18 protein-coding genes and 1 pseudogene are annotated in these 22,492 nt (G+C 70.3%); 6 read left to right on the forward strand and 13 right to left on the reverse strand.

The annotated features are described in order from the left end of the window. Positions 1-218: 218 nt before the first annotated feature. From ABZ738_RS30570 to ABZ738_RS30625, 12 genes are all read right to left on the reverse strand, one after another. Entirely contained in the window at positions 219-635 is a 417-nt protein-coding gene (locus tag ABZ738_RS30570; RefSeq protein WP_117230652.1) for a hypothetical protein, read from the reverse strand. Positions 636-821: 186 nt separating this feature from the next. Continuing rightward, positions 822-1,619: a hypothetical protein gene (locus ABZ738_RS30575; protein ID WP_357218999.1), complete on the reverse strand. Its 798-nt coding sequence runs from the start codon at positions 1,617-1,619 to the stop codon at positions 822-824. Positions 1,620-2,109: 490 nt separating this feature from the next. After that, on the reverse strand, positions 2,110-2,985 hold the full coding sequence (locus ABZ738_RS30580; protein WP_357219002.1) for a replication-relaxation family protein: 876 nt from the start codon (positions 2,983-2,985) through the stop codon (positions 2,110-2,112). A gap of 204 nt (positions 2,986-3,189) precedes the next feature. After that, positions 3,190-5,586 (reverse strand): DUF87 domain-containing protein, encoded by a 2,397-nt coding sequence (locus tag ABZ738_RS30585; RefSeq protein ID WP_357219100.1) that lies wholly within the window; start codon positions 5,584-5,586, stop codon positions 3,190-3,192. A 1,000-nt stretch (positions 5,587-6,586) separates the two neighbouring features. Beyond that, positions 6,587-10,045: a tetratricopeptide repeat protein gene (locus ABZ738_RS30590; protein ID WP_357219005.1), complete on the reverse strand. Its 3,459-nt coding sequence runs from the start codon at positions 10,043-10,045 to the stop codon at positions 6,587-6,589. Continuing rightward, positions 10,042-10,416: a hypothetical protein gene (locus tag ABZ738_RS30595; RefSeq protein ID WP_357219008.1), complete on the reverse strand. Its 375-nt coding sequence runs from the start codon at positions 10,414-10,416 to the stop codon at positions 10,042-10,044. The genes ABZ738_RS30590 and ABZ738_RS30595 overlap by 4 nt, the downstream gene beginning before the upstream one ends. A 477-nt stretch (positions 10,417-10,893) precedes the next feature. Beyond that, positions 10,894-12,660, reverse strand: coding sequence for a DUF87 domain-containing protein (locus tag ABZ738_RS30600; protein ID WP_357219011.1), 1,767 nt, complete (start codon positions 12,658-12,660; stop codon positions 10,894-10,896). Further along, complete coding sequence (locus ABZ738_RS30605) at positions 12,657-13,610, reverse strand: PrgI family protein (protein ID WP_357219014.1); 954 nt, start codon at positions 13,608-13,610, stop codon at positions 12,657-12,659. The genes ABZ738_RS30600 and ABZ738_RS30605 overlap by 4 nt, the downstream gene beginning before the upstream one ends. Continuing rightward, on the reverse strand, positions 13,607-14,521 hold the full coding sequence (locus ABZ738_RS30610; RefSeq protein WP_357219016.1) for a conjugal transfer protein TrbL family protein: 915 nt from the start codon (positions 14,519-14,521) through the stop codon (positions 13,607-13,609). The genes ABZ738_RS30605 and ABZ738_RS30610 overlap by 4 nt, the downstream gene beginning before the upstream one ends. A 3-nt stretch (positions 14,522-14,524) precedes the next feature. Continuing rightward, on the reverse strand, positions 14,525-14,896 hold the full coding sequence (locus tag ABZ738_RS30615; protein WP_357219019.1) for a pilin: 372 nt from the start codon (positions 14,894-14,896) through the stop codon (positions 14,525-14,527). 553 nt (positions 14,897-15,449) lie between these two features. Next, positions 15,450-16,322 (reverse strand): hypothetical protein, encoded by an 873-nt coding sequence (locus tag ABZ738_RS30620; RefSeq protein ID WP_357219021.1) that lies wholly within the window; start codon positions 16,320-16,322, stop codon positions 15,450-15,452. Positions 16,323-16,942: 620 nt separating this feature from the next. After that, the gene (locus tag ABZ738_RS30625) at positions 16,943-17,389 is read right to left on the reverse strand and encodes a hypothetical protein (protein ID WP_357219024.1); all 447 of its coding nucleotides are present in this window, start codon (positions 17,387-17,389) and stop codon (positions 16,943-16,945) included. 292 nt (positions 17,390-17,681) lie between these two features. On the opposite strand from ABZ738_RS30625, the gene ABZ738_RS30630 reads away from it, so the two are divergent. Next, entirely contained in the window at positions 17,682-17,993 is a 312-nt protein-coding gene (locus ABZ738_RS30630; RefSeq protein ID WP_357219027.1) for a hypothetical protein, read from the forward strand. Positions 17,994-18,038: 45 nt separating this feature from the next. On the opposite strand, the pseudogene ABZ738_RS30635 reads toward ABZ738_RS30630, so the two are convergent. Next, positions 18,039-18,221: pseudogene (locus ABZ738_RS30635) on the reverse strand (transposase); the annotation flags it as partial. A 193-nt stretch (positions 18,222-18,414) separates the two neighbouring features. Between ABZ738_RS30635 and ABZ738_RS30640 the strand changes: the two are divergent. Genes ABZ738_RS30640 through ABZ738_RS30660 form a run of 5 tightly spaced genes read left to right on the forward strand, consistent with a single transcriptional unit; the run spans position 18,415 to position 22,428 of the window. Beyond that, on the forward strand, positions 18,415-19,329 hold the full coding sequence (locus ABZ738_RS30640) for a hypothetical protein (RefSeq protein WP_357219030.1): 915 nt from the start codon (positions 18,415-18,417) through the stop codon (positions 19,327-19,329). After that, the gene (locus tag ABZ738_RS30645; RefSeq protein ID WP_357219033.1) at positions 19,322-20,278 is read left to right on the forward strand and encodes a DNA methyltransferase; all 957 of its coding nucleotides are present in this window, start codon (positions 19,322-19,324) and stop codon (positions 20,276-20,278) included. Before ABZ738_RS30640 ends, ABZ738_RS30645 begins: the two co-directional genes overlap by 8 nt. Beyond that, the gene (locus ABZ738_RS30650; protein ID WP_357219036.1) at positions 20,275-21,138 is read left to right on the forward strand and encodes a hypothetical protein; all 864 of its coding nucleotides are present in this window, start codon (positions 20,275-20,277) and stop codon (positions 21,136-21,138) included. Before ABZ738_RS30645 ends, ABZ738_RS30650 begins: the two co-directional genes overlap by 4 nt. Then, positions 21,135-21,686: a DNA (cytosine-5-)-methyltransferase gene (gene dcm, locus ABZ738_RS30655; RefSeq protein ID WP_357219039.1), complete on the forward strand. Its 552-nt coding sequence runs from the start codon at positions 21,135-21,137 to the stop codon at positions 21,684-21,686. Before ABZ738_RS30650 ends, dcm begins: the two co-directional genes overlap by 4 nt. Next, positions 21,655-22,428: a hypothetical protein gene (locus tag ABZ738_RS30660; protein WP_357219042.1), complete on the forward strand. Its 774-nt coding sequence runs from the start codon at positions 21,655-21,657 to the stop codon at positions 22,426-22,428. The genes dcm and ABZ738_RS30660 overlap by 32 nt, the downstream gene beginning before the upstream one ends. The last annotated feature ends 64 nt before the right edge of the window (positions 22,429-22,492 follow it).

Consider the following 22,492-nt stretch of genomic DNA (forward strand, 5'->3'; position numbering starts at 1 on the left):
CAGGGCGGTCGGGCGTGGTGGGGGTGGGGAAGGTCTCCCGGTCAAGTGGCGGGCCCGGCATCTGCGGGTCGCGGTGCGAGCCCCCGCGCGGCTGTGGGCGGGAGCGGGCTGTGGTCGAGGCGGGACACGCGCTTCGTGGCGTCGGACGAGAGCACCGGACGGCGCCCCTGGGATCTCGGGGTTCCGAGGTCAGGGGTGCCGTCCGGGCGGCGGGTGGTTCAGCGCGGGGCTCGGCGTGCGCGCAGGCGGCCGACGCCGACGGTGAGCGTGTTCGGGTCGACCATGATCAGGTTCGCGCCGTCGGTGACTCCTCGCGTGATGAGGTCCATCAGCTGAGGTCCGTCGCTGTCGAGCAGCGGCAGGTCCTGTGGATCGGTGATCTCGGGCAGTCGGACCGCGGGAACGGTCAGGTGGTGCAGCGCCCTGGCCAGGGCGGGTGCCGGATGGTGCGCGCGGTCGAGCCCGTTACCGGCGAGCCAGACGAATCCGCCGTGGCGGAACAGTTGCAGCGCCGGCTCGGCGTCGCGGCGACCACTCGCGCCCGTGCCTCGGGTGGGCTGGTTGCGGTCGGCGAGGACGGCATGCTGGGCGTGGGCGGCGACGGCGGGCAGGTCGAAGTACAGGAAACGGGACATGATGCTGCCTCCAGCAGGGTGCGGGACATGGGTGAGGTGAGGACGGGGCGGCACATCCGCCTGCGTGTGTGCGGCGCTGGTGTGCCGGCCCGTCCAGGTCCGGTCGGCACACGGGACCGGGTTCGGGCGGGTGGCTCGCCCGGCCCTCGATGGCGGGGTTGGGGTGAGCCACCGCGTCCAGTGCGGTTACGGCGTGCGCAGGTCGATGGCGAACAGCTGCTGCGTGCCGTGGAGGGACTGCAGGTGGTGGTGGGCCTGCTGCAGGTAGGTGATCCGGTCGGCGAAGAACGCGCTGGCCGGGTGCAGCCGGTGGCCGTCCTCGGTGAGCAGGGCGTCGGTGCATGACGCCCACAGGGCGTGGTAGTTGGCGTAGGCGCTGGCGCCGGCCTGGAAGATCTCCAGGTCCGCCACCTCCAGGCCCGGGCCGTACGCGGTGGCGTTGTGCATGCGCATGGCCTGCACCCGCGGCTGCCGGTGGAACTCGGCGGTCGCGAGGTGCATCGGGTAGTCCGACGGGTCGGTCAGGTGCCGTTGCAGGAACACCGCCCACGGGGTGGCCGGCCGGGTGCCGGCGACGACGTGGGACCACTGTTGGTGGCGTAGGACCGCGCCCATGTGCGCGGCGTGTCCCATGCCGGTGAGGTCGAGCAGACGCACCGGGCCGCCGGCGCAGCACTGCGGGCCCGTCGTGGCCTTCTGCCAGTCGATGAGGTGGCGGCGCTGCCACGGCCGCAGAGTCGGGGTGGCCCAGAACCTGCGGCAGCTGGTGCCGCCCACGCCGAGGTGACGGTCCAGGTGGCGGGTGCTGGCGTGCAGGACCGCGGTGAGGTCGTCGGAGACGCAGACGATCATCTGGCGGATCACCGCCTGCGGCACGACCACGGGACGCGGGCCGGTCTTCTTCGGCCGCTCGGCGGGCGGTGGCGTGAGGCGGTGCACGCGGCTGCCGTGACGGGTCAGCGCGGTGCCGTTGGCGTGGGACATGGAACCTCCAGGTATGGGTTTGTGGGCATGACGGCGGCCCGGCCCACCGGGTGCGTGGGTCGGGTGATCGACAGGACTGAGTTGCGCGCAGGGCGCGGGGGTGACCGCGTCTACCGGGTACGTGGGGCGGGTCGGTGATGCGGGCGCGTGCTGCGCGCCGTGGAGCGGGTGGTTGGTGCGACCTAGGGGTCGCCGCGCGGTGTGCTGCCGACCGGCGTGAGCGGGTGGGCGGGACGCACCGGAGGGTGCGGCGGGGATCCCTGAGGTGGGACCGAACCGGGGTGGAGAAATATGGAGGTGTGATTGGTGCCGTGAACGGTAGCGGCCGGTTCTGTCAGGCCGGGCCGGCGAGTTGATCGCCGACTAGTGGGGCTGACCTGCGCTGTGAGAGCGAACGGCGCTTGTCTCGCGGATGTCGGCAGGGTCGCTGTGAGACTCCGCGACTCTCACAAATGATCTCGTTCTGGGTAGACGTGGTCAGTAGGCCGTTCTACAGGTCGTCGAAGCGCTGTGGGTTGGTGACCGTGTCGGGTCCGTGGTCGGAGGGCAGTTCGTGTAGGTGCCGCCGGTGGGTGGGGTTCGAGACGAGCGTCCAGACTCTGCCGGCGGGGTCGGGGCCGTGCACGGCGGTGGCGATCGGGCTGGCGCTACGCAGTCCGGCGAGGACGTTGAGCAGGCTGGCCTCGCGGCGTCGGCTTGGCACCCAGAACAGCACGGGGTAGCGGGGACCGAAGGTGGTGAGGCGTTCGTAGCCGCGGAGCTTGGCCACGACCCGTGCCAGGTTCTCGGTGTCGTTGTCGTGTTCCAGGAAGAAGCCCGTCGAGGTGCCCGTCGTCGTCCAGACGCCGTGCCCGTCGGGGCGGATGCCGGCCTGGGCGTAGACGGTGGTGGCGTGCTGCTCGGACCACCACCGTGACAGGTCGGCGTCGGCGCGGTGGCGGGCGGTGGCGATCAGGTCGGTGAAGAACTGGTTGACGCCGAGCAGGTGGTTGACCTGGCCGCTGGCGGCGATCCGTTTGCTGCGCTCCAGCGAGCTGCGGGGCGGTTTGCCGCCGGTGCCGGCGGGGTCGTGGTAGGCGCTCGGGTGTAGTTGCAGGCCGACGGGTCCGAGGGTGTAGAGCAGCGATCCGTAGCGGCCGTGGGCGCCGCTGCGGCCGAAGCGGTGCAGCACGTCGAGGCGGTGCAGGATCGTGAGCCGCCGCTGGGCGGTGCGACGGCTGTCGAAGAGGGCGTGGGTGATCTGGTCGGTGGACAGCAGGTAGTGCTCGGCCAGCAGGGCGAGCAGGGCGTGGTCGCGGGGGACGATACGACCGAAGACGGCGAGGGGATCCGGTTTGCTGGAGGCGGACGGAACACGGGAGTACACGGTTTGCTCCTTGGGCAGGATGAGGTCCCCTCCCGATCGGGAGGGGTGTCTGGTGGAGGTCGGGGCGGTGTGGAGGGTCTGTCAGGGCCGTGTGCGGCACTGACAGCCCAGGTCGGCACGGTGCGGCTGGTGTCCGGCGGTCACCGGTGGCGAGCCCCGTGACGAGCCGGTGCGCGACCCGGGTGATGCCACCGGCTGGCAGGCTCAGGCGCGGGTGCCCTTCGGGCGGGACCGCCGGTCGTCGGGCTTGCGGCTGAGTCGGTCGACGAGTTCGTCGACGGCGCTGGTGTCCTGCACCGGTACCGCTGCGGCGGCTGCCTGCCGGATGGCGGTGGCCTCACCGACGGGCGGCCTCGGTGGCCTGGTCTTCATCGTGAACGCGGGGGTGTGGCGGCCGTCGACGACCAGACGCGCGGCGGCGGTGTATGCGTCCAGGTGGGTGAGGTCGTGTTCGCTCAGTTCGGGCGTGGTGTGTCGGGACAGCACCCGGGCGTCCTCCGGGGCGCAGGTGAAGTACAGCTTGTTGCGGGCGTTTGCGGAGGCGGCGGCGAGTAGGTCGCGGGGGAACTGCGCCAGGTCCTGGTGGGCGAGTACGAGCGACAGCCGGTACTTGCGTGCCTCGGCGAGCATCGTGTCCAGGGAGTTCGCCAGGGTGAGGAAGTTCTGCGCCTCGTCGATGATCAGCGTCGCGTCGCGTCGCCGGTCGGGTGTGATGGCGGCGCGGGCGGTGGCGGCCTGCCATACCTGTGCGAGGACGAGGGAGCCGAGGAGCCGGCTGGTGTCCTCGCCGAGCACGCCCTTGGGGATGCGGACGAGCAGCACGCCGCCGTCCAACACGCGGCCCATGTCGAAGCTGGACTTCGGGTACCGCATGGTCCGCTTGACGAAGTCACGCAGTAGGAAGGACCGCAGTCGGGCGAGGACCGGGCCGATGACCTGCGATCGCAGGCTGTCGTTGAGGCCGTCGTACCACTGCCAGAAACCGCTCAGTCCGGCCGGGTCGTCCAGGTCCACCGTCATCGCGGACCGGAACTGCGGCGAGTTCAAGAGTGGGGGGATGTGCTGCAGGGTCACGTTGTGGTGGCGCAGCAGGGTGAGGCAGGCGACCCGCATGACGTCGTCCATGCGTGGGCCCCATGCCTTGGCGAAGATGTTCCCGAAGATGCTGACGAGGTTGTCGACCACCAGGTCGGGGTCCTCGCCTTCGAGCGGGTTCAGGGTGGGCGGGTTGTCCTGGTCGGGGTCGAAGAGCACGACGCGGTCGCCGACGTCGGCGGGGAGCCGGTCGAGGATGTCCAGGACGAGGTCGCCGTGCGGGTCGATGACCACGGTGCCCCGCCCCGCTTTGATGTCGTCGAGGGCCATGTTGACTAGCAGGGTGGTCTTGCCGGAGCCCGTCGACCCGATCACATGCAGGTGATACCTCGCATCCGGCACCGACAGCCCGACACTGTGGCCGCCGATCTCGGCGTCGCCGAGCATCTTCACGCCGCGTCCGCCGCTGGGGACGGCGACCGGTGCCGGCATCGACGCGGCGCGCGCCCGGTCCAGGCCGGGGACGGCGAGATCCTGTGGTAGCGCCGCGAGTGCGGCGAGTTCCGGGGCCGAGGTGAGGAACCCCGGGCCGAGGCGGCGGGCGGCCAGGACGGCCACGGGCGTGGGCATCCGCGTCCGGTGGGTGAGTCGGTTGCGGCCGGTGTGGATGGCGAACGCCGAGGCGAGGGTGTCGGCGATGCCCCGCAGCCGACCGAGCGGGTCGGCGCCGTGCCGGCGGCTGGTGGTGGCGACCGCGTACCGGATACCGGTCTGCCACAGCGGGTGCGCCGTCTTGTCGAGGATCGCCCGCACGTCCCGCTCGACGGTCGGGTCCCGCCTGGCCGGGGCCGTGGTGCGGCCGGTGCCGCCGGCGGGCAGGAACGCGTCGAGCAGCCACCGCACCGGCGCGGCCGGGTCGATCGCCGGTGCGGCGGTGGTGCCGGACCGTAGGCGCCAGGCCGCGCGGCGGGCCCGTGCCGCCCGACGCGGGGTGGCCGGGCGAGCGAGTATCTGCACGCAGGCGTACTCGCCGGGTGTGAGCTGCGCTCCGGCGGACATGAGGGGGCGCAACGGGTCGGTGTCGTGGTCGGTGGACAGCGGCAGCCACTCCGCGTACACCGGCAGCAGGTGCCCACCGGCGGCGGGGTGCGCGTGCAGGGGAATCGGCGGCGCGGGGTTCTCGTCGGTGGTCGTGGCCGAGCTGGGCCACGCCGCCCGTACCGCCGCCTCGACCGCCCCCGGGGGAACGGTGCCGGGGACCCAGATCGAGATGAGCAGCTGTCGACCGGACCACGTGTACTGCCACACGACGTGCGGGGCGCCGTAGAGCAGGCGTCGTCGCCGCGACGGGGTGAGCACGCCGGCGAGGTTCGCCCACAGAGCGGCGGCACCGTGCGGGTCGACGTCGGGCGGAGGCGCAATCGTGACCAGGCGCGCCCGCTGGTTGTGGTGTCGATATCGATGGAGGTCGACCAGGTTGCGGGCCGCGATCCAGGCAGCGAGTAGGCCGGCGACGACTGCCGCCAACCAGAGCCGTTGTCCGGCCCATAGGGCGGCATCGACCAGGGCACCGCTGATGTCACCGTTCGAGGCGGGTAGAAGGTCCAGAGTGGGCAGAGGCGTCGTTTGCGCCGGTGCCTGAGTGGTCGTCGGAGTCACACGTCGTTCTCCTCATCGAGGTGCATCGGCTCGCCCGCAGGCGCGGTAGCTGATCAAGGTGGGGTGCCGTCGATGGCGGGTGGTCGGGGCGCGTGGGTGGGCTTAGCTGACCGGGGCGGGTGGGAAATTCGGTCGTTGTACCTGCCAACCTGCGTGGAGCGCGGGATCTGTGACAGCTTCGCCAGTGGCGATAAGCCGGGTTTGCCGGATTTTGTTTGTTTCCTTGTCGGGCCGGCGCGAACCGCGAAGCCGGCTGACGCGGACCGTTTTCCTCGACGCGCAGCGCCGTGGGGGCCGGCCGCTCTGACCGTGCCAGAGGAGGCATGGAGTTTCGGAGAGTTCTTCAACTTCCCGATCGGCCGGCGCCCTGGGTGATATCCGTGAGCTGATTGGCTGTGCTATCGAGCAGGTTATTGATCAGTTCAACCGGCAGTAAATGCTGACTACGGGGCCGCGTAGGTGCCACCGGGCGAGGACGACGTCGAGTTGTTGTTCTCCCAGTGGCGGCAGCGGCTGCCGTCTGCGCGTAAGTTCCTGTCGGCCGCGCCTGGACTGCCTGGCGGTGTCGTTGTGGCGACGGATCGGGTTGAGGATGAACGAGACTCGGATGCTTGATCTGCGGAAGCAACACGACCGGCCAGTCACACTCTGGTGGATCCGCAAACAGCTCGGTATGTCCGCGCCAAGACCGCATCCTCGATGAAGCGAACGCCACCAAGGGTGACCTACGGATGCTGTGTGAACTGTCTGGTCTGTCCGCTGCTGGAGCCATGCGCTACATCGAGACCGTCAACGGTCCCGACCACGGTGGCACCTGCCGCACCTGACAGAGGTTCTTCCAATTCAGCGGCCCCGAGCAACTCCGTAGGATCCCTTCACGGAGTAGACGACCTCCGCGAGACAGCCGTCATCCCTGTTTCGGGCGGCGGTCCAAGCTGGGAGGGGCGAGCTGTTGCCGCATCTCAGCCGCCTCGTCTGGACAACCAAGACCGTCCAGAATGTCGGCCAGAGTACGGTGCGCTGCTAATAGGGGTGACTCAAACGCTTGGGGCAGCTCCATGACGAGGCCTTCATAAAGGCGGATCGCTTCCAGTACCGAAGTGAGCGCCTGGGACAAGTTGTGCCGGGTGTTGACGCATACTTGGGCGTACGCGCACAACGACCATGCGAGGTTGGGTAGGTGGGCGGTGGGGTTGGCTTCGCCCAACTGGCGATAGATGCTTACGGCTTCCTCGGTGGTGTCCAGCGCCTCATCCCGGCGCCCCATCTCCGACATGCGGAGACCGAGTTTCGCCAACGAGATCGCGAGGCTATGTAGGTGGGCGGCGGGTTTGGCTTCGGCCAGCTGGCGACGCATCGCTACAGCTTCCTTGACCGCGTCCAGCGCCTCGTCCCGGCGCCCTAAGGTCGATAGGTACGTGCCGAGGTTGCTTAACGACATCGCGACGTCGGGCAGGTAGGTAGCAGGGTTGGCTTCGCCCAACTGGCGATAGATGGCTACAGCTTCCTCAGCCGTCCCCAGTGCTTCCTCCTGCCGGCCCAACTCGAACAGGAGGCCGCCGAGGTTATGCAACGACGCTGCGAGGTCAGGTAGGTGGGCGGTGGGGTTGACTTCGGCCAATCGGCGCCGGATCGCCAGGCCTTCCTGCACCCGATGCAACGCCTGCTCTTTTCGCCCTACCTCCGCCAGATGGTTGCCCAGGTTGTCTAATGACCCCGCGAGTTCCGATAGATACGCGGCGGGGCGGGCCTTGGCCAACTGGTGATAGATAGCCGTGGCTTCCTCAGCCGTGGCTAGCGCTTCATGTCGACCCCCCAATTCCACCAGGTAGATGGCGAGGTTATTCAACGATTTCGCGAGGTCGGGCAGGTGGGCGGTGGGGTTGGCTTCGGCCAATCGGCGCCGGATGGCTACGGCTTCCTCGACCGTGCTCAGCGCCTCCTCCCAGCGCCCTAACCGCGATAGGGAGGTTCCGAGGGTAGTCAACGACGCTGCGAGGTCGGGTAGGTGGGCCGCGGGCCTGGACTCGGCCAACTGACGGTGGATCGTCGCGGCCTCCTCGGCCGGTTCCAGCGCCTCCTCCTGGCGCCCCAGCCACGATAGGGAGGTTCCGAGGGTAGTCAACGACGCTGCGAGGTCGGGTAGGTAGGCGGTGGGGTTGACTTCGGCCAATCGGCGCCGGATGGCTACGGCTTCCTCGACTATGTCCAGCGCCTCTGCTCTGCGCCCCAGCTTGAACAGGAGTCCACTGAGGCTGTTGAGTGCTGTCGCGAGGTCGGGTAGGTGGGTGGTGGGGTTGGCTTCGGCCAACTGGCATTGAAGGGCCACGGCCTCCTCGACCGGATCCAGCGCCTCCTCCCAGCGCCCTAGCCCTGATAGGGAGGTTCCGAGGTTGATCATTGCTGTCGCGAGGCCGGGTAGGTGGGTGGCGCGGTTGATATCGGCCAATTGGCGTTGGAGGGCCACGGCCTCCCCGACCGGACCCAGCGCCTCCCCCTGACGCCCTAACTCCGTCAGGATGCCGCTGAGGTTGCTCAACGACATCGCGAGATCGGGAAGATGGGCCGCAGAGTTCACCTCGACCAGCCCGCGGTAGATGGAAATGGCTTCCCTGACCGGCGCCAGTGCCTCTTCCCGACGCCCCAACGCCGCTAGGAAGCCACCGAGGTTACTCAACGACATCGCGAGATCGGGAAGATTCGCGGCAGGATCGACCTCGATCAACCGTCGGTAGCCCGCAGTGGCTTCCTCGGCCACGCTCAGGGCCTGCTCGCGCTGACCGGCGTTGGCTAGTCGCCGGGCTAGGTTGAGGTGTAGGCGGGTGTGTTCGGCGGGATCGCTGGTGGCGGCGAGGCGGTGGCGCGTCAGCGTGGTGGTGATCGCGGCGGTGGCGATGTCCAGGTCGACGTGCCGGTCCTGGGGAAGCAGCGGTTCGATGGCCTCCAGCACTGCGAGGTCGACATGGGGGATGGCAGCAAGGGTGGCGAGGGCTGCGCCGCCGGCGGCTAGGGCTATCTGAGGGCGTTCACGCAATAGTGGGTAGAGGTGTGCCGGTCCCAGCGACGGCCACCGCGCAGCGGCCGCCGTTAGGAACGTCACCGACCTGGCGATGAGGTTGGCGGGCGGTTGGTCTGCCATGGCTTGGGCCAGGGTCTGTTGCAGGCGGACGGCGGCCCAGGCGTGCGGGGGTTGCTCGATGGTGCCAGCGAGAGTGATGGCGAGGTAGTCCTCGGCGAGCCGGTCTGGGTGCAACGGTTCCAGGGCAGTGGGCTGCGCTGGGTCGGTGGCAGGGTAACAGCGAGTGTGGTCGGTGATTACTCGCGGAGCGGGTAGTTCGTGTTCCATCTTGTCGAGCAGCATGTGGGCGTCAAGGTCGGAGATGGGGCCGGTCAGCACGGCGGTGAACGCGGTTCGGGCCATAACGCTGGGCGGGGTCTGGTAGTCCAAGCCCCTGATGCGTTGCTCGTAGAGCCGTTCCCAATGTAGATGTTCCCGGTCGAGCAGGTAGCTGGTCAGGTTGTGCGGATCGCTTGGCGGCCGGCCGCCGGTAGCGTGTGCATCAACGCCCACCAAGGCTGCCACGTGCAGGGTGAGCGTGAGGCCGAAGTCGGGGTGCTCCAAGCTTGTCGGTGCTCCCACCACGGCGGGGTCGGGCAGGTCGTAGAGGGCAGCGAAACTATCCCGGGCCGCAGTGAACATCTGCTGGCGGGCGCCGTCGCTGTCAGCGATCGGCGTGAGTGGCTGCAGAGAGGTGTCGGCGTGGAGCTGTGGGTCGGCGAGGGCGGCGCGCAAGGCGGGCCAAGAGGTGGCGGTACGGCTCAGCAGTAGCACACGAGTGGGCAGCAGTTGATACAGCAGCGAATTGCGCAGTAGGAAGGTCAGCGCACTGCTCGTCCACCGGTCGGCGTAGTCCACGATCAGCAGCACCCCCTGATGCCCATCAAGGCGCAAATCCTGACTGGCCGGCGAGGACCGCACTGCACCGACACCGTGGATCGCGGTGACGACCTTCCACCGCTGCTGGACAGCGGTCTCCGCTAAGTTGGCAGCCAATCGGGTCTTACCCTGGCCACCAGGAGCGGATAGCCACCGCACCGCCAGCCTCGGCTCGCTGGTCAGCCACTCGTTCAGATTCCGGAACTCCTGCTGACGGCCAGTGAACGCCACGACCTGGGCGCGCGCGTTGAGCATCCGGCTGGGCAGCTGCCGCAGCCACGTGCGATCCGGCACCGCGGGCGACTGGTGCTGCTCCAGCAGATACAGCGGAGTTCCGTCACTAAACACGTGCAGATCAGCACCGATCACCCCGTAGGCGAATCCAGCTACGGCAGTAATGTTCTGTGTTGCGCCCGCTAGCCCGCTCACTGATCAGACCGCCCACCGTCCGGACCTTGCCCATTAGGTGTCGAGCGCGGTGGTGTGAGTGCCGGGTGGTTGATGATGTTGCCGAACATCGCCCCTTGCGCGGTCGCGCCGCCCGCAGTGGCGGTCACGTTCTGCACCCACTGCTGCTGAACGACGGGAAGCTGGGGCCGCAACTCGTCACGCAGTTGCTGTATTGCCTCCGCCAAGTCGGGGTTCTCCTCCAACAGATCTGCCAGCCGGATCTGCCAGCCAGGTAGCAGTCGCTGCCGGGCCTGCTCTCGCTGGTCCGGCGTAGCCGCCTGCACCTCACTCTGCAACGCGTCCAACCGACCCGCGACGATCGCCTCGCGGCGCTGGTCACCGCGGGTCAACAGCCGAGCAAACCCCGAACGGGCGTACCCCCATGCGTCGGTGGCCGCTGCCGCGACTAACGTCGTCGCAGCAGACGTGGCCAATCCCAGCAGTACAGTCGCGTCCAAATCTCATCCCCCTCGAACTCGGTAGTTACGCCTATCCCTACTGACGTCAGCGCATCAGATCAATGCCACAACTAACATCCGACACCACCCAAACCGATCATGATGCCGAGAACCGGCGGACGGACCGTCTCCTGACCGAACCGCACCTTGCCCCTCGTCCAGTCGAAGCAGCGCCATCCAGGCGTGCATCTCGCCAGAGGTAGCACGGGTTTGCTGGACATGAGGCATGCCGTCGCCCGGCAATAGGAATCCGGTACGCGGTAGCCCTGCACAGATCAATTTCACCCGGGCTCTGGGCCTTTCATTGGTCCGCTACGGATGGTTGCATCACCGTCCGTGACACGAACCATCCTCACGGTCGGTCGGGGGTTACCGATCAGATCCGTCGAACTCGAAGCCAGTGGTGGCGAGGTGGTGTTCGGTGTCGGAGGCGATCGCCTCGAAGCTCGTCCGGTTGGTGCCGCAGATGAGCAGGCCGGTGCCGACGCGGGCGGCCAGTAGGAGTCGTCGTTCGCCGGCGGTGAGGCCGAACGCATCGCCGACGGCGTCGATGGTTTGTGGGGCCTGTTTGAGGAGCACCTGGGTGGCGGCGTTGGCGACGACGGCGTGGCCGAGGTCGGTGCCGAGGACGTCGTTGACGTCCTGGGTGATGACGGTCAGTCCGGCGTGGCGTTTGCGGGCGGCTTTGGACATCCGGAACAGGAAGCGGGCGCCTTCGCCGTCGCGCATCAGTAGCCATGCCTCGTCGACGACCACGAGTCGGCGGGTGGTGGTCGTGGTGGGGGCGTCGACCTGACGCCAGATCGCGTCGAGTGCCAGGAGGGTGCCGACGGTGCGTAGTTCGTCGGGCAGTTGCCGCAGTGACCACACGACCAGGTGCCCGTGGAGGCGGGTGGTGGAGGGGCTGTCGAACAGGTGGGAGAAGGAGCCGTGTACCCACGGTGCGAGGCGGGCGGCGAGGTTGGTGGCGGCGGGGTCGGTGTCGGCGTCCAGGCATCCGGTGAGGTCGCGTAGTAGTGGTGCGGGTCGGTGGTGGGTGGCCGGGTCGGTGGTGATCCCGGCGTGGCGGTAGACGGCGAGGATCGCGCGGTCCAGGGCGGCGCGTTCGGCCGGTGGTGGCTGTTGTCCGAGGAGGACGGCGATGAGGGTGTGGAGGAACAGTCCGCGGCGGGTGAGCACGTCGGGGCGGGTGTCGCCGGTGGGTAGGTCCAGTGGGTTGATCTTCACGCCGGGGGCGCCGAGACGGACGAGGGTGCCGCCGACGGCGTCGGCGAGGCGTAGGTATTCGTCTTCGGGGTCGATGACGGCGACGTGTACCTGTTGGTAGAGGTTGCGCAGGATCTCCAGCTTGACGAAGTAGCTCTTGCCGGCGCCGGAGCGGGCCAGGACGACGGAGTTGTGGTTCTCCTGTGTCCAGCGGTCCCACCACACGATGCCGTGGGAGTCGGGGTTGACGCCGTAGAGGACGCCGCCTTCTGCGGGTGGGTCGCCGGGTAGTGGGGCGGGTAGGTCCGCGCTGGCGAGGGGGAACGCGGCGGCGAGGGCGTGGGTGTCCATGGTGCGGCGCATCTGCAGCGAGTCGGTGCACAGCGGCAGGGTGGTGCTCCACCCGGCGAGGTGGCGCCACGTGGCCGGTTGCACCTCGATGAGGGTGGACGCGGCGGCGGCTTTGACCTGCGCGCATGCCTGGAGGAGTTCGTCTTCGGTGCGGGCGTGCACGGTCAGGTAGAGGCCGACGCGGAACAGTTTCGCCTGCCCTCGGGCGAGGCGTTGAGCGAGGTCGGCGGCGTCGTGGGCGGCGGCGTCGACGTAGGGGTCGGTGAGTTTGCCCGACTCGGCGTCGGCGCGGCGGCTGGACTCGTAACGGGCGCGTTGGGTGCGTAGCCGGGTCGCGGCGACGGGTGCGGGCAGCGGGTCGATGTGCAGGGCCAGGTCGAGTCGGCCGGGCCAGGACAGCAGGGGTTCCAGCCAGGCGTGGCCGACCTCGGCGGGGTAGCCGGTGACCACGAGGGTCGCGGTGTAGGCGTCGCCGACGCGCAGCATCCGCGGGGTCACCTCGACCGAGGCGGGTGCGACGGCGCCCGCCAGCGACGACGTCCGGCGGGTGCGGGCGCGGGAGTGGGTGGGGGTTCTCATCGCGGTCCTTTCATGCAGGGGTCGGGGCCGGTGATGACGGTGTCGGGGGCGGCGAGTGCGCCGGGTCGTGGCGGCCGGTAAGGGTCGGCGGCGGCGGCGAGGGCCGCGGTGACCGCCGCCCCGTTCAGGGCGCGGGTGGTGACGCCGAGACCGGACAGGGTGCGGGCGGTGTCGTCGGCGCGCCGGCGGGCCGTGTGATCGCCCCGGTCGGTGGTGGTGGCGCGGGTGACGATGAGGACCTGCCGGCGCAGCGGATCTGTGCGGGTGGCGAGGTCGTCGAGGAAGCGGGCGTGGTCGCAGGCCGCGTCGGTCAGCGCCGGATGGGCGAGCCGGTCGGCTGCCTGGGACAGGGTGCGGGCGGCGGAGTGCAGGTCGACCGGTTGGGCGGACACGACGATCTGCGTCGGTGTGGACAGGCTGTTGAGCCAGCGGCCGAACGCGTCGACCAGGGCGGCCTGCTCGTCGTCGGTGCGGAGCGCGAGGTTGACGCTGGTCGCGGCGACCATCGCCGCCCGCGTGGCGCCGAGGTGGATCTCGCCGCCGTCGTCGATCGCATCGGCGGGCAGGGTCAGCGGCGCCGGCATCATGATGCGGCTCTTCGGTGCCTGTACCCAGTACGGGGTCGTGGCGGTCGTGTCGGTCGTCGACAGGGCGCGGGGTGCCCGGGTGTGGCGGATGGCGTGCAGCAGCCACACGTCCAGCGGTAGGCCGTCGCGGCGGCCGAGGGCCAGTCCGATGACGAGCCCGCCGAGCACCACGCCGACGGCGACGAGGACCGGCCCGGGCATGACGGTGTGCAGGGCGCGCCAGAGGGCGTAGAAGGTGAGGGCTCCGGCGGCGACGATGGCCAGTTGGTGGAAGGTCAGGCCGTAGGCGACCTTGTCGGGGGCGTCGACGTCGGCGGGCATGCGCGTGCGTGCCGGGCCGGTGTCGGGTTCGGGGGTGCTCATCTGACGGTCCTTCGCAGGGTGGAGAGTCCGGGGACGGTGCGGGTGAGCTGCTGCACCACGACGACGCGGGCGGCGGCGCCGAGCATCGCGGTGGTGCCGTGTCCGCTCTGGCCCGCCCAGCGGGCCATCAGTGCGGGGATCTTGACGGTGGTCCACAGCAGGACCACGACGACCAGGAGGTTCAGGGTGCCGCCGGGGTCGGCGGGCATCCCGAACACGGGCAGCATGGTCGCCGGGTCGAGCAGGACCTGTTCTCCGGCGGTGAGGAAGAACGCCTGCGCGACGGGTATCGCCAGGCAGCCGGTGTAGGCGCGCCACCACAGGCGGGCCAGCGGGTCGGTCTGCGGCAGGGCGTGGCAGGCCAGGGCCAGTGGGGCGATGGCGGTCAGGACCAGCAGCGCGACGAACCGGCCGATGAGTTGGACCGCGGTCGTCGCGATCAAGATCGTGATGATCAGGGCCAGGACGAGGAACAGCAGGGGCACGGCCCGGTCCTGGGCGGCGGTGAGGTGGGTCTGGATCGCGGTGAACGTGCCGTCGCTGTCGTAGCCGTCGGCGACGGCCGCGGTCAGGGCGTTGGTGAGGTCGATGAGCTGGGCGCAGACCAGTTGGGAGAAGTGCGCGGCGGTGAATCCGACGACCAGTCGGGGCAGGAGGTCCTTGGCCGTGTAGCGGGCCTGTTCGTCGCCGCCGGCGACCATGATCAGGATTCCGGCGGCGACGAACGCCAACACGAACACGGCGTCCACGATCCACACCGATCGGCCGGCGAGCGCCTGCACCTGCGGCAGCGCGGTGACTCTCGGGGTGGTGAGCAGGACACCGGTGATGAGGTCGAAGATCGCGTCGAGGCACGCCAGGACCGCGGTGGTCATCCAGCCGAGGATCTGGTCGAGCATCCACACCGTCATGGGTCAGCCCCCGACGATGCCTCGGACGACCTGCAGCAGGACCGGCGCGAGGACGGCCAGGCCGTAGCCGACCAACGCGTTACGCAGGGCCAGCTTCGCTTTCTCGACCTGGGACGGGTCACCGCCCGCGGTGGCCCAGTACACGCCGGCCAGGACGAGGAAGAGGGTGGCGAGCGCGGCGAGGATCCCCATGATCCACATGCGGAGGTTGGTGATGACAGCGGGCAGCGAGTTCGCCGCCAGCTCCACGGCGGCGCCGGGGCCGGCGTACGCGGCGCCCGGGAGGGCGAGTGTCAGGGCGAGGCCGGCCGCCGGTACGGCGACGCGCAGCGCGACCCGAGCGGCGCGTCGGAGGGGATGCGGGGTGCGGGACATCAGGGTTGCCCTTCCCGCCCCACCCCGGGACGTCCCGTGGTGGGGCGAACTGCGTAGGCGGTTGGGACAGGACCGCCGCCGGGCGCAGGAGGCGACCGAACCGCGTCGGCCCCGGGAGGAGCTGGTCCTCCCTCATGGGTGGTTGCGGTCGTCGATGTGGTGTCAGCGCATCTCGTGGCGCGGCACCCGAGGCACACGATTCGGGGGTGCTGCCTGTGTCGCCCGGCGGCGGGCGGGATCGGCGAGCGGTACGGCTCGGGACGGTCCCGCACCCCCGAACCGGGTCTTGTGGGCTCTGGCGAACACTTGCCGCGCTCACACCCACCCACACATGCGGGCTGCGGACTCACCGCCCTGCTCAGCGCACCTGCCACCACCCCGTGTCACCTGTTTCGCGCAATGAGCCACCTGGTCGGCTGTGAGGTCCCGTGAGTGCGGACGGGGCGCGCTCACCACCCTTGACAGTCCTCGGCGTCGGCGACGCGCTCTGAGGTCGGAGACGGTGGTGGCCCGACGGTCAACACCGTCGGGCCACCACCGGTACGCGCCTCGGTCAGGCCGGCACCGGAGCCGACGTGTCGGCGGTGTGCCGGGCGGCGGTCGTGGCGCGGCCGGCACGACGCTGCGCGCTGTGCGTGGCGCGCCTGCGCAGCCGCGCCACGGTCTGCGGCGACGCGACACCGGTCAGCAGACCGTCGGCCAGGGCGTCGGCGAGCCGGTCGTCGATACGCGACAGCCGCATGCGCAGCGCGTCCGGGCTGACACCGATCGCGGCGGCGATGGGCTCGATCGCCCGACGGCCGAGCCGCACGTCGATGTAGGCCCGCTCATCTCGTGCGTCGAGGATCCCGAGGGTCACCGCCCGGCGGACCAGCAGGTCCGGATGCCCGTAGGGCACGCTCGGGCTACGGGCGCCGAGCGCGACGTGCTCGATGTCCTCCACCGCCAGATACGCCCGCTGCCGCAGCCGCAGGTCACGCCCGGCACGCCACGCCGCCTTACACACCCCCGCATACGGCGCGGGTCGGGTCAGGTCCAGCCGGTCGCGGAGCGCGGTCAGGAACCCGGTCAGGATCTCGGCGTCCACGTCCGCCGGATCACCGTCGTAGCCCTCACCCAGCCGCGCCGCGTACCGCCGCAGCGCCGGCAACGCCATACCGACCGCGGCGACGACCCACTGCGGCCCGTCGAGCCGGGCCCGACGGATCAACTCCCGCCACACCTCGTCGCGCGCCGTGTAGGCCTGCGGACGTCGCAGCAGCCAGTCCCGCAGCTCCGGCAACGGCATCACCCGCGCCGGCAACCCCGTGGCGGTGCCGAACGCCGCGCAGTCCAGCGCCAGCGGCGCGGGCTCACACGTCAACGCGGCGAAGGCGGTCGCCGCCGCGTCCAGCGCGGACGACGGCCAATCCCTGGACACACTCATGACAACACTCCCGTGACAGCGAAGGGCGGTATCGGTGCCGCCCGGCCGGTGTCGTCACGGCAGGCGGTGACATCGATTCCGCCACGAGGGCCTCACACGGCTCTGACAACGCCACCCCCTGGGCGCCCGACGGCGGCGGCTGTCAGAGGTCGGATCACTGTCACGGGCAGAGCGGACATCGACGGAGGCTGCTGACAGCGGATCCGGGCAGGGCGACTGACCTGCCCTGTGACACCGTGACAGACCCTGTGAGAGCGCCTCTGTCGCGGCGCCGTGTCACAAACGGGCTCCGGCACGCGAGGTCGTGGCGGCGGCTGTCATCGTGTCGGTCCCGGACGAACGGCGGTGACAGCCGGTCCGATCACGGTGCTTCTGTCAGCACCCGGCGCTGTCAGCACCCTGCCGCCGGCCGCGAACCTGTGACATTCCCGGGCGGCGGCCATCGCCCGCGAGGCCGGAGGCTGTGCCAGGGCCGGCGACATCGGCGCTGTGACACCAGAACAGGTTTCACCGCGCTGGTCGGCTCTGTGGTCCACCACTAGGGTCACGCACCCCTACCGGCTGCGGATCGCCTGGCGGCGCAGCAGACGTTCAGGCGGCCACGCTGTCGAGCGGATCTCTCACGTCTCCGTGCGTTTGCCGCGCGTCGCCCACCCTTCCCGGGCGGCAGCTCTCATCCGGCCCTGAATGGCCGTCAAGATACGGGGCACCTCCCGGCGGATGGGCGAGCGCCAGAAGACCGAGAAGAGGACGATCCAGACCGCCGCGAGGGTCGAGTCGACTGCGAAGTCCCGCCGGTCATACCCCCCGATCAGCCAGAAGGCCTCGACCAACGGCGACAGGACAAGACAGAAGATCACGGCCAACACCGCGGCCGCAGCGGCCGGAAAGCGGTCAGAGGACCGCGCACCGGGCGTCCCTCGCTCATAGAACGACAAGAACAGGATGAGCAGAACCACACCCATCACCGAGTCGAACACCGTGTACGGGCCATCGGCCGCGCTGACGGAGATCACTCCCGCTACGCCGACTCCCGCTACCGCAGCCTGATCCACAGTGAACGCCACGCCGATCACGGTAAGCCACACGCTCCACCGGAAACGCTCACGACCGAGCGACGCAACCCAGTATCAGTAACAACAAACAGGACTAGCTTGGTGCAGCAGCTCCCTGAGCTCGCCTGCCGAAAGCGGCAGCTCGGCCAGCTTCCGTCACGACATGTGGAGGCGGGATCGAGAGAGATCCGTATCCGTCGCCTCACAGAAACGGACCGGATAGCGGGTGAGCGCACTTCAGCCGCACCTCGGGCGTGTCCTGCCGATCATGGATCTGCACTGCTGGTCATGACATGCTTCGGCCATGTACTGGACCGAGGATCGCCGGCGTTTTCAGCGTCTGGTCGAGGCGCTGTCTGGACGGGCGGATGCACAGGCTGAGGCTGAGATTGGTGCACCCCTGGATCCGCGGCTCGCGGACTCGATGGTGGATGTGATGGCGGGCGAGGAGCAGCTCGGGCTGGACACGCTCTGCGTCAACGTCCTCGACTACCGGGTGCGGCTGACAGGTGAGGAGTACGCGGCGATCACCGATCTCGCTGGGCGTTGGGATCTCGACTTTCGGGTGATCGATGGACTGAACGCGCTGGTGATCTCGGATGACGCATCCGAGTGATCATGAAAGCCAGACGATGGCGGCGATGATGACGAGGCTGGTCCGGCAGGTCTCCCACGGTCCGAAGCGCTCCGGCAGTTCACGCCACGGCGCGCCCATGCGCCGCTTCCACAGGATCCCGTTGATGACCTGGCGATGATCCCGCCACCGCCCCCGGGCACCGCCCAGCTCGGGCAGCAGCGGCGCGATCACCGCCCGCGCCTTATCGGTCAGCTCACCGCGACGCACCGCTGGCACATGGTCAACGATCAACCACTAGAAGATCGGCAGGACACGCCAGTCTCGCGGCCGGGGGACCGCCCAGCCCTACGTCTGTCAGGCGTTGTGAGTGGCTGCGAGCGGAACAAGTGTTCGTCACGGCTCACAGGGCGCGGTTCGGGGGTGTCAGCGCTTCACGGCGCGGCGCGGAGCCGACATCCACATGAGCCAGCACCCGCCGCACCCTCAGACCGGCCACCAGCCGCCGGCCGACCCCACACTCATCGACCTGATCGCCGGCGACCCGCCGGTCCCGATCACGGTCTGGCGCACGGCCCGCACCGACGCCGACGCCCACACCAGCCTGCCCACCCGCCTCGCGTACCGCCTCGTCGCCGCCTACAGCCGGCCCGGCGAGGCGGTCGTCGACCTCACCACCGACCACGCCCTCACCACGATCTGCGCCACGGGCGGTCGCCGCCACCACCGGGCCTGGTTCACCGACAGCTCCACCCTGATCATCAGCCCCACCACCACCGAGCCGCCCCCAGCGTCGGGGACCACCCCGGTCACCGGCACGCCGGTGCCGGACACCGACGGGGGCGAGGACCCGCCTGAGCTGGGCGCGTGGTTCGGCGACGACCTCACCGACTGCGACCACCCCGATACCGGCGCCCCCACGCCGCCGCACGACGGTCGGCGGGACGCGGCGACCAGCCTGGTGGTCGCGTGCTGGCCGCTGCACACGGCGGACACCACCGCGCGGGTCCGCCTCGCCTGGCTCCTCGCGGCCTGCGCGCGGCTGCTGCGCCCCGGGGGATGCCTCGTCCTCGTCGTCGGTGTGCCCGCCGGGACGCAGCCCACGCCGGAGGACTTCGGTCCGCTGGTGACCGCCGCGGCCGCCGCCGGCCTCGGCTACCTGCAGCACATCGTCGCGGTCGAGGCCGACACCGACGGCGACCAGTTCGTCTACCACGTCACCGACGAGGAACTACTCACCCTCGCCCACGACACCGCGCGGTGGCAGGTCGCGCACCTGCGGGTCCACGCCGACCTGCTCGTCTTCACCCCCCACCCCGACCACACCGCCGAACCCCGTGCCCGGCGAGGCCGCACCGGAGGTGACGGCCATGCCTGACCCCACCACCACACCCTCCGGACAGGACCCCGTCGTGGGCGGGAACGACCACGGCGGGCACCGCGAGAACGAGGGACGCCACCGCGCCGACCCGGACGACCTGTCGGTCTGGGTCACCGCCCAGGCCACCGGCCCCGTCCAACGACGCGGCCGGTACGTGCCGGAGTCGGTCAAGCACCCGGCCCGGATGCTGCCCGCGATCGCCGCCCACGCCGTCGACGCCTACACCCGCCCCGGCGACCTGGTCCTGGACCCCATGTGCGGCATCGGCACCACCCTCGTCGAGGCCGTCCACGCCGGCCGCGACGCCTTCGGCATCGAGTACGAGCCCCGCTGGTCGAACATCGCCGACGCCAACATCCGCCACGCCCACGACCACGGCGCCACCGGACGGGCCTCGGTCATCCGCGGCGACGCCACCCGCCTCACCGCCCTCGTCCCCGCCGCGCTGACCGGGCAGGTGGCGCTCGTGGTCACCTCCCCGCCCTACGGGCCGACCGTGCACGGCCTCGTGCGGCCCGGCGAGCACGGGGTCGTCAAGTACGACGACCGGTACAACGACGGCCACGACCGCGGCAACCTCGCCTACCGCGACCTGACCGGCCTCGCCGACGGATTCACCCGCATCCTGACCGGCTGCCACACCCTGCTGCGCCCCGGCGGGGTCGTCGTGGTGACCGCCCGACCCTGGCGCAAACGCGGCGAACTGGTCGACCTGCCCAGCGCCGTCATCGCCGCCGGCCAGCGCGCCGGGCTCGTCCCGACCGAACGGTGCGTCGCCCTGCTCGCCGCCGTCCGCGACGGGCACCTCGTCGCCCGACCGTCGTTCTTCCAACTCCAACAGGTCCGTAAGGCCAGGGCCGGCGGAACACCGATGCACCTCATCGCCCACGAAGACGTCCTGATCTTCACCAAGGCCGCCGAGGACGGGACCGGGGTGGTGCAGTGACCGCACCCACCTACCGTTTCCTGTCCCTCGGCGCCGGGGTGCAGAGCACCACGCTCCTGCTGCTGGCCGTCCACGGGACAATCCCCCGCTTCGACGCGGCGATCTTCGCCGACACCCGGTGGGAACCACGACCGGTCTACCGGCACCTACACCACCTGACCAGCATCGCCGCCCAGGCGGGCATCGACGTCGTGCGCATCGGCACCGGCGACATCCGCGCCGACGCCCTCGACCCCGCACACCGGTTCGCGAGCATGCCCCTGTTCACGCTCGGCCCCAACGGCGAGCGGGGAATGGCCCGACGGCAGTGCACCTCCGAATACAAGATCAAACCGATCAAGGCAGAAGTACGGCGCCGCCTCGGTCATCCCCATCCGCGGCGGGTGCCCGCCGGAGTCGTCGCCGAGATGGCCATCGGCATCTCGGTCGACGAGGTCCACCGCGCCCGCGACGCCGACGTCGGCTACATGCGTAACGTCTTCCCGCTGCTCGACCTGGGCTGGCGACGAACCGACTGCCTGAGTTTCCTGGCCCGGCACGGTCTCGCCGACACCCCGAAGTCGTCGTGTGTGGGGTGCCCGTTCCACGACGACGCCTTCTGGTTCGCGCTGCGTGAGCACAGCCCGCAGGAGTGGGCCGACGCGGTCGCCTTCGACCACGCCATCCGCGACGGCTCCGCCCGGGCCAACGCGGACGGGCATCCGCTGCGCGGGCAGTTCTTCCTGCACCGGCAGCGGGTGCCGCTCGACCAGGTGGTCCTGCGCCCGCGCTCCCGGCCGGGGGATACGCCGGGCTGCGGGCCGTGGACCTGCCCCCACGACGCATCGACGACCGGCCACGGGCTCGGGGAGGTGGCGTGAGCGGTGCGCAGACCACTGCCCCACGAATCGGATCCCTGTGCAGCGGGTACGGCGGTCTCGACCTGGCCGTCGAGCTGGTGCTCGGCGGCCGGCTCACCTGGTACGCCGAAACCGACCGGCACGCCGCCACCGTCCTGGCCCATCACTGGCCCGGCGTCGCCAACCTCGGCGACATCCGCACCGTCGACTGGACGCGGGTCCCGCCGGTCGACATCGTCACCGCCGGATTCCCCTGCCAGGACATCAGCAACGCCGGCCGACGCGCCGGCATCACCGGCGCACACTCCAGCGTCTGGAACCACGTCGCCGACGCCGTTCGCATACTTCGACCCCGGCTGCTGTTCGTGGAGAACGTCGCCGCCCTCCTACGGCGAGGACTCGACGTCGTCCACCGTGACCTGGCCACGATCGGGTACGACACGAGCTGGCTATGCCTACGCGCATCCGACGTCGGCGCCGCCCACCGACGCGACCGACTGTTCCTGCTGGCCACCCCCACCCCACCGCGGGGAGGAGGTGCCGACGTTGCCGACACCCTGCGCCCGTGACGGTAAGGGCCCCGGCCACCCCTACGGTCTGCCGGACCTGGTGGAGCCGACCGGCACCCGCCACGGCCTGCTACCGACACCGACCGCGGTCGGCTACGGGTCGAACATGTCCCCCTCGGCGGGGGCGGCCCGCCGGCCGTCTCTGTCCGGCGTCGCCTCGAAGCTGCTGCCGACGCCGCGGGCCAGCGACACCGGCACCCCCGGCCGGCGGGCCGGCACCGGATGGCGGCCACCGTTGTCGCAGGTGCTGCTGCCCACCCCCAGGGCGACCGACGGCGTCAAGGGCTGCCCCGGGCAACGCGGGTCGCACGGTGACCTCACCCTGCCCTCGGCAGCCGTGCGGGTTCCGGTCCGGACGCTACCCACGCCACGTGCCTCCGACGCGCACGGGCCCGGCAGGCACGGCGACGGCGGAGCAGACCTACGCACCACCGTCACCGGACTGGGCCGGCCCGACGCCGACCGGTGGGGTCCGTACGCCGCAGCGGTGGCCCGCTGGGAGCTGCTGCTCGACCGTCCGGCACCGGCACCGACCCAACCGGGACGGCACGGCAAACCGGTCCTCGCGCCGCCGTTCGTGGAATGGCTGATGGGCCTCGACCCGCACTGGGTGACCGATCCGACGCTCGCGGTGCCGCGCACCGCCGCGCTGCGGGTCCTCGGTAACGGCGTCGTCCCCCAACAGGCGGCCGTCGCGTTGCGGCTGCTGCTGTGCCCACACCGGTGGGCGGTGCCGGCATGACCGATCCCACCAGCCTGGACGACTACCGATATCGGCGACTCGGCCCGGTCGAGCTGTATCTCGG

It is taken from the genome of Micromonospora sp. NPDC047793 (assembly GCF_040642635.1).
Lineage (GTDB): Bacteria > Actinomycetota > Actinomycetes > Mycobacteriales > Micromonosporaceae > Micromonospora.

What these genes read in the sequence shown, in the direction of transcription:
- ABZ738_RS30570 (WP_117230652.1), bottom strand. Translation starts at nt 635, where the DNA reads ATGTCCCGTTTCCTGTACTTCGACCTGCCCGCCGTCGCCGCCCACGCC.
- ABZ738_RS30575 (WP_357218999.1), bottom strand. Translation starts at nt 1,619, where the DNA reads ATGTCCCACGCCAACGGCACCGCGCTGACCCGTCACGGCAGCCGCGTG.
- ABZ738_RS30600 (WP_357219011.1), bottom strand. Translation starts at nt 12,660, where the DNA reads ATGAGAACCCCCACCCACTCCCGCGCCCGCACCCGCCGGACGTCGTCG.
- ABZ738_RS30605 (WP_357219014.1), bottom strand. Translation starts at nt 13,610, where the DNA reads ATGAGCACCCCCGAACCCGACACCGGCCCGGCACGCACGCGCATGCCC.
- ABZ738_RS30610 (WP_357219016.1), bottom strand. Translation starts at nt 14,521, where the DNA reads ATGACGGTGTGGATGCTCGACCAGATCCTCGGCTGGATGACCACCGCG.
- ABZ738_RS30615 (WP_357219019.1), bottom strand. Translation starts at nt 14,896, where the DNA reads ATGTCCCGCACCCCGCATCCCCTCCGACGCGCCGCTCGGGTCGCGCTG.
- ABZ738_RS30620 (WP_357219021.1), bottom strand. Translation starts at nt 16,322, where the DNA reads ATGAGTGTGTCCAGGGATTGGCCGTCGTCCGCGCTGGACGCGGCGGCG.
- ABZ738_RS30630 (WP_357219027.1), top strand. Translation starts at nt 17,682, where the DNA reads ATGTACTGGACCGAGGATCGCCGGCGTTTTCAGCGTCTGGTCGAGGCG.
- ABZ738_RS30640 (WP_357219030.1), top strand. Translation starts at nt 18,415, where the DNA reads ATGAGCCAGCACCCGCCGCACCCTCAGACCGGCCACCAGCCGCCGGCC.
- ABZ738_RS30645 (WP_357219033.1), top strand. Translation starts at nt 19,322, where the DNA reads ATGCCTGACCCCACCACCACACCCTCCGGACAGGACCCCGTCGTGGGC.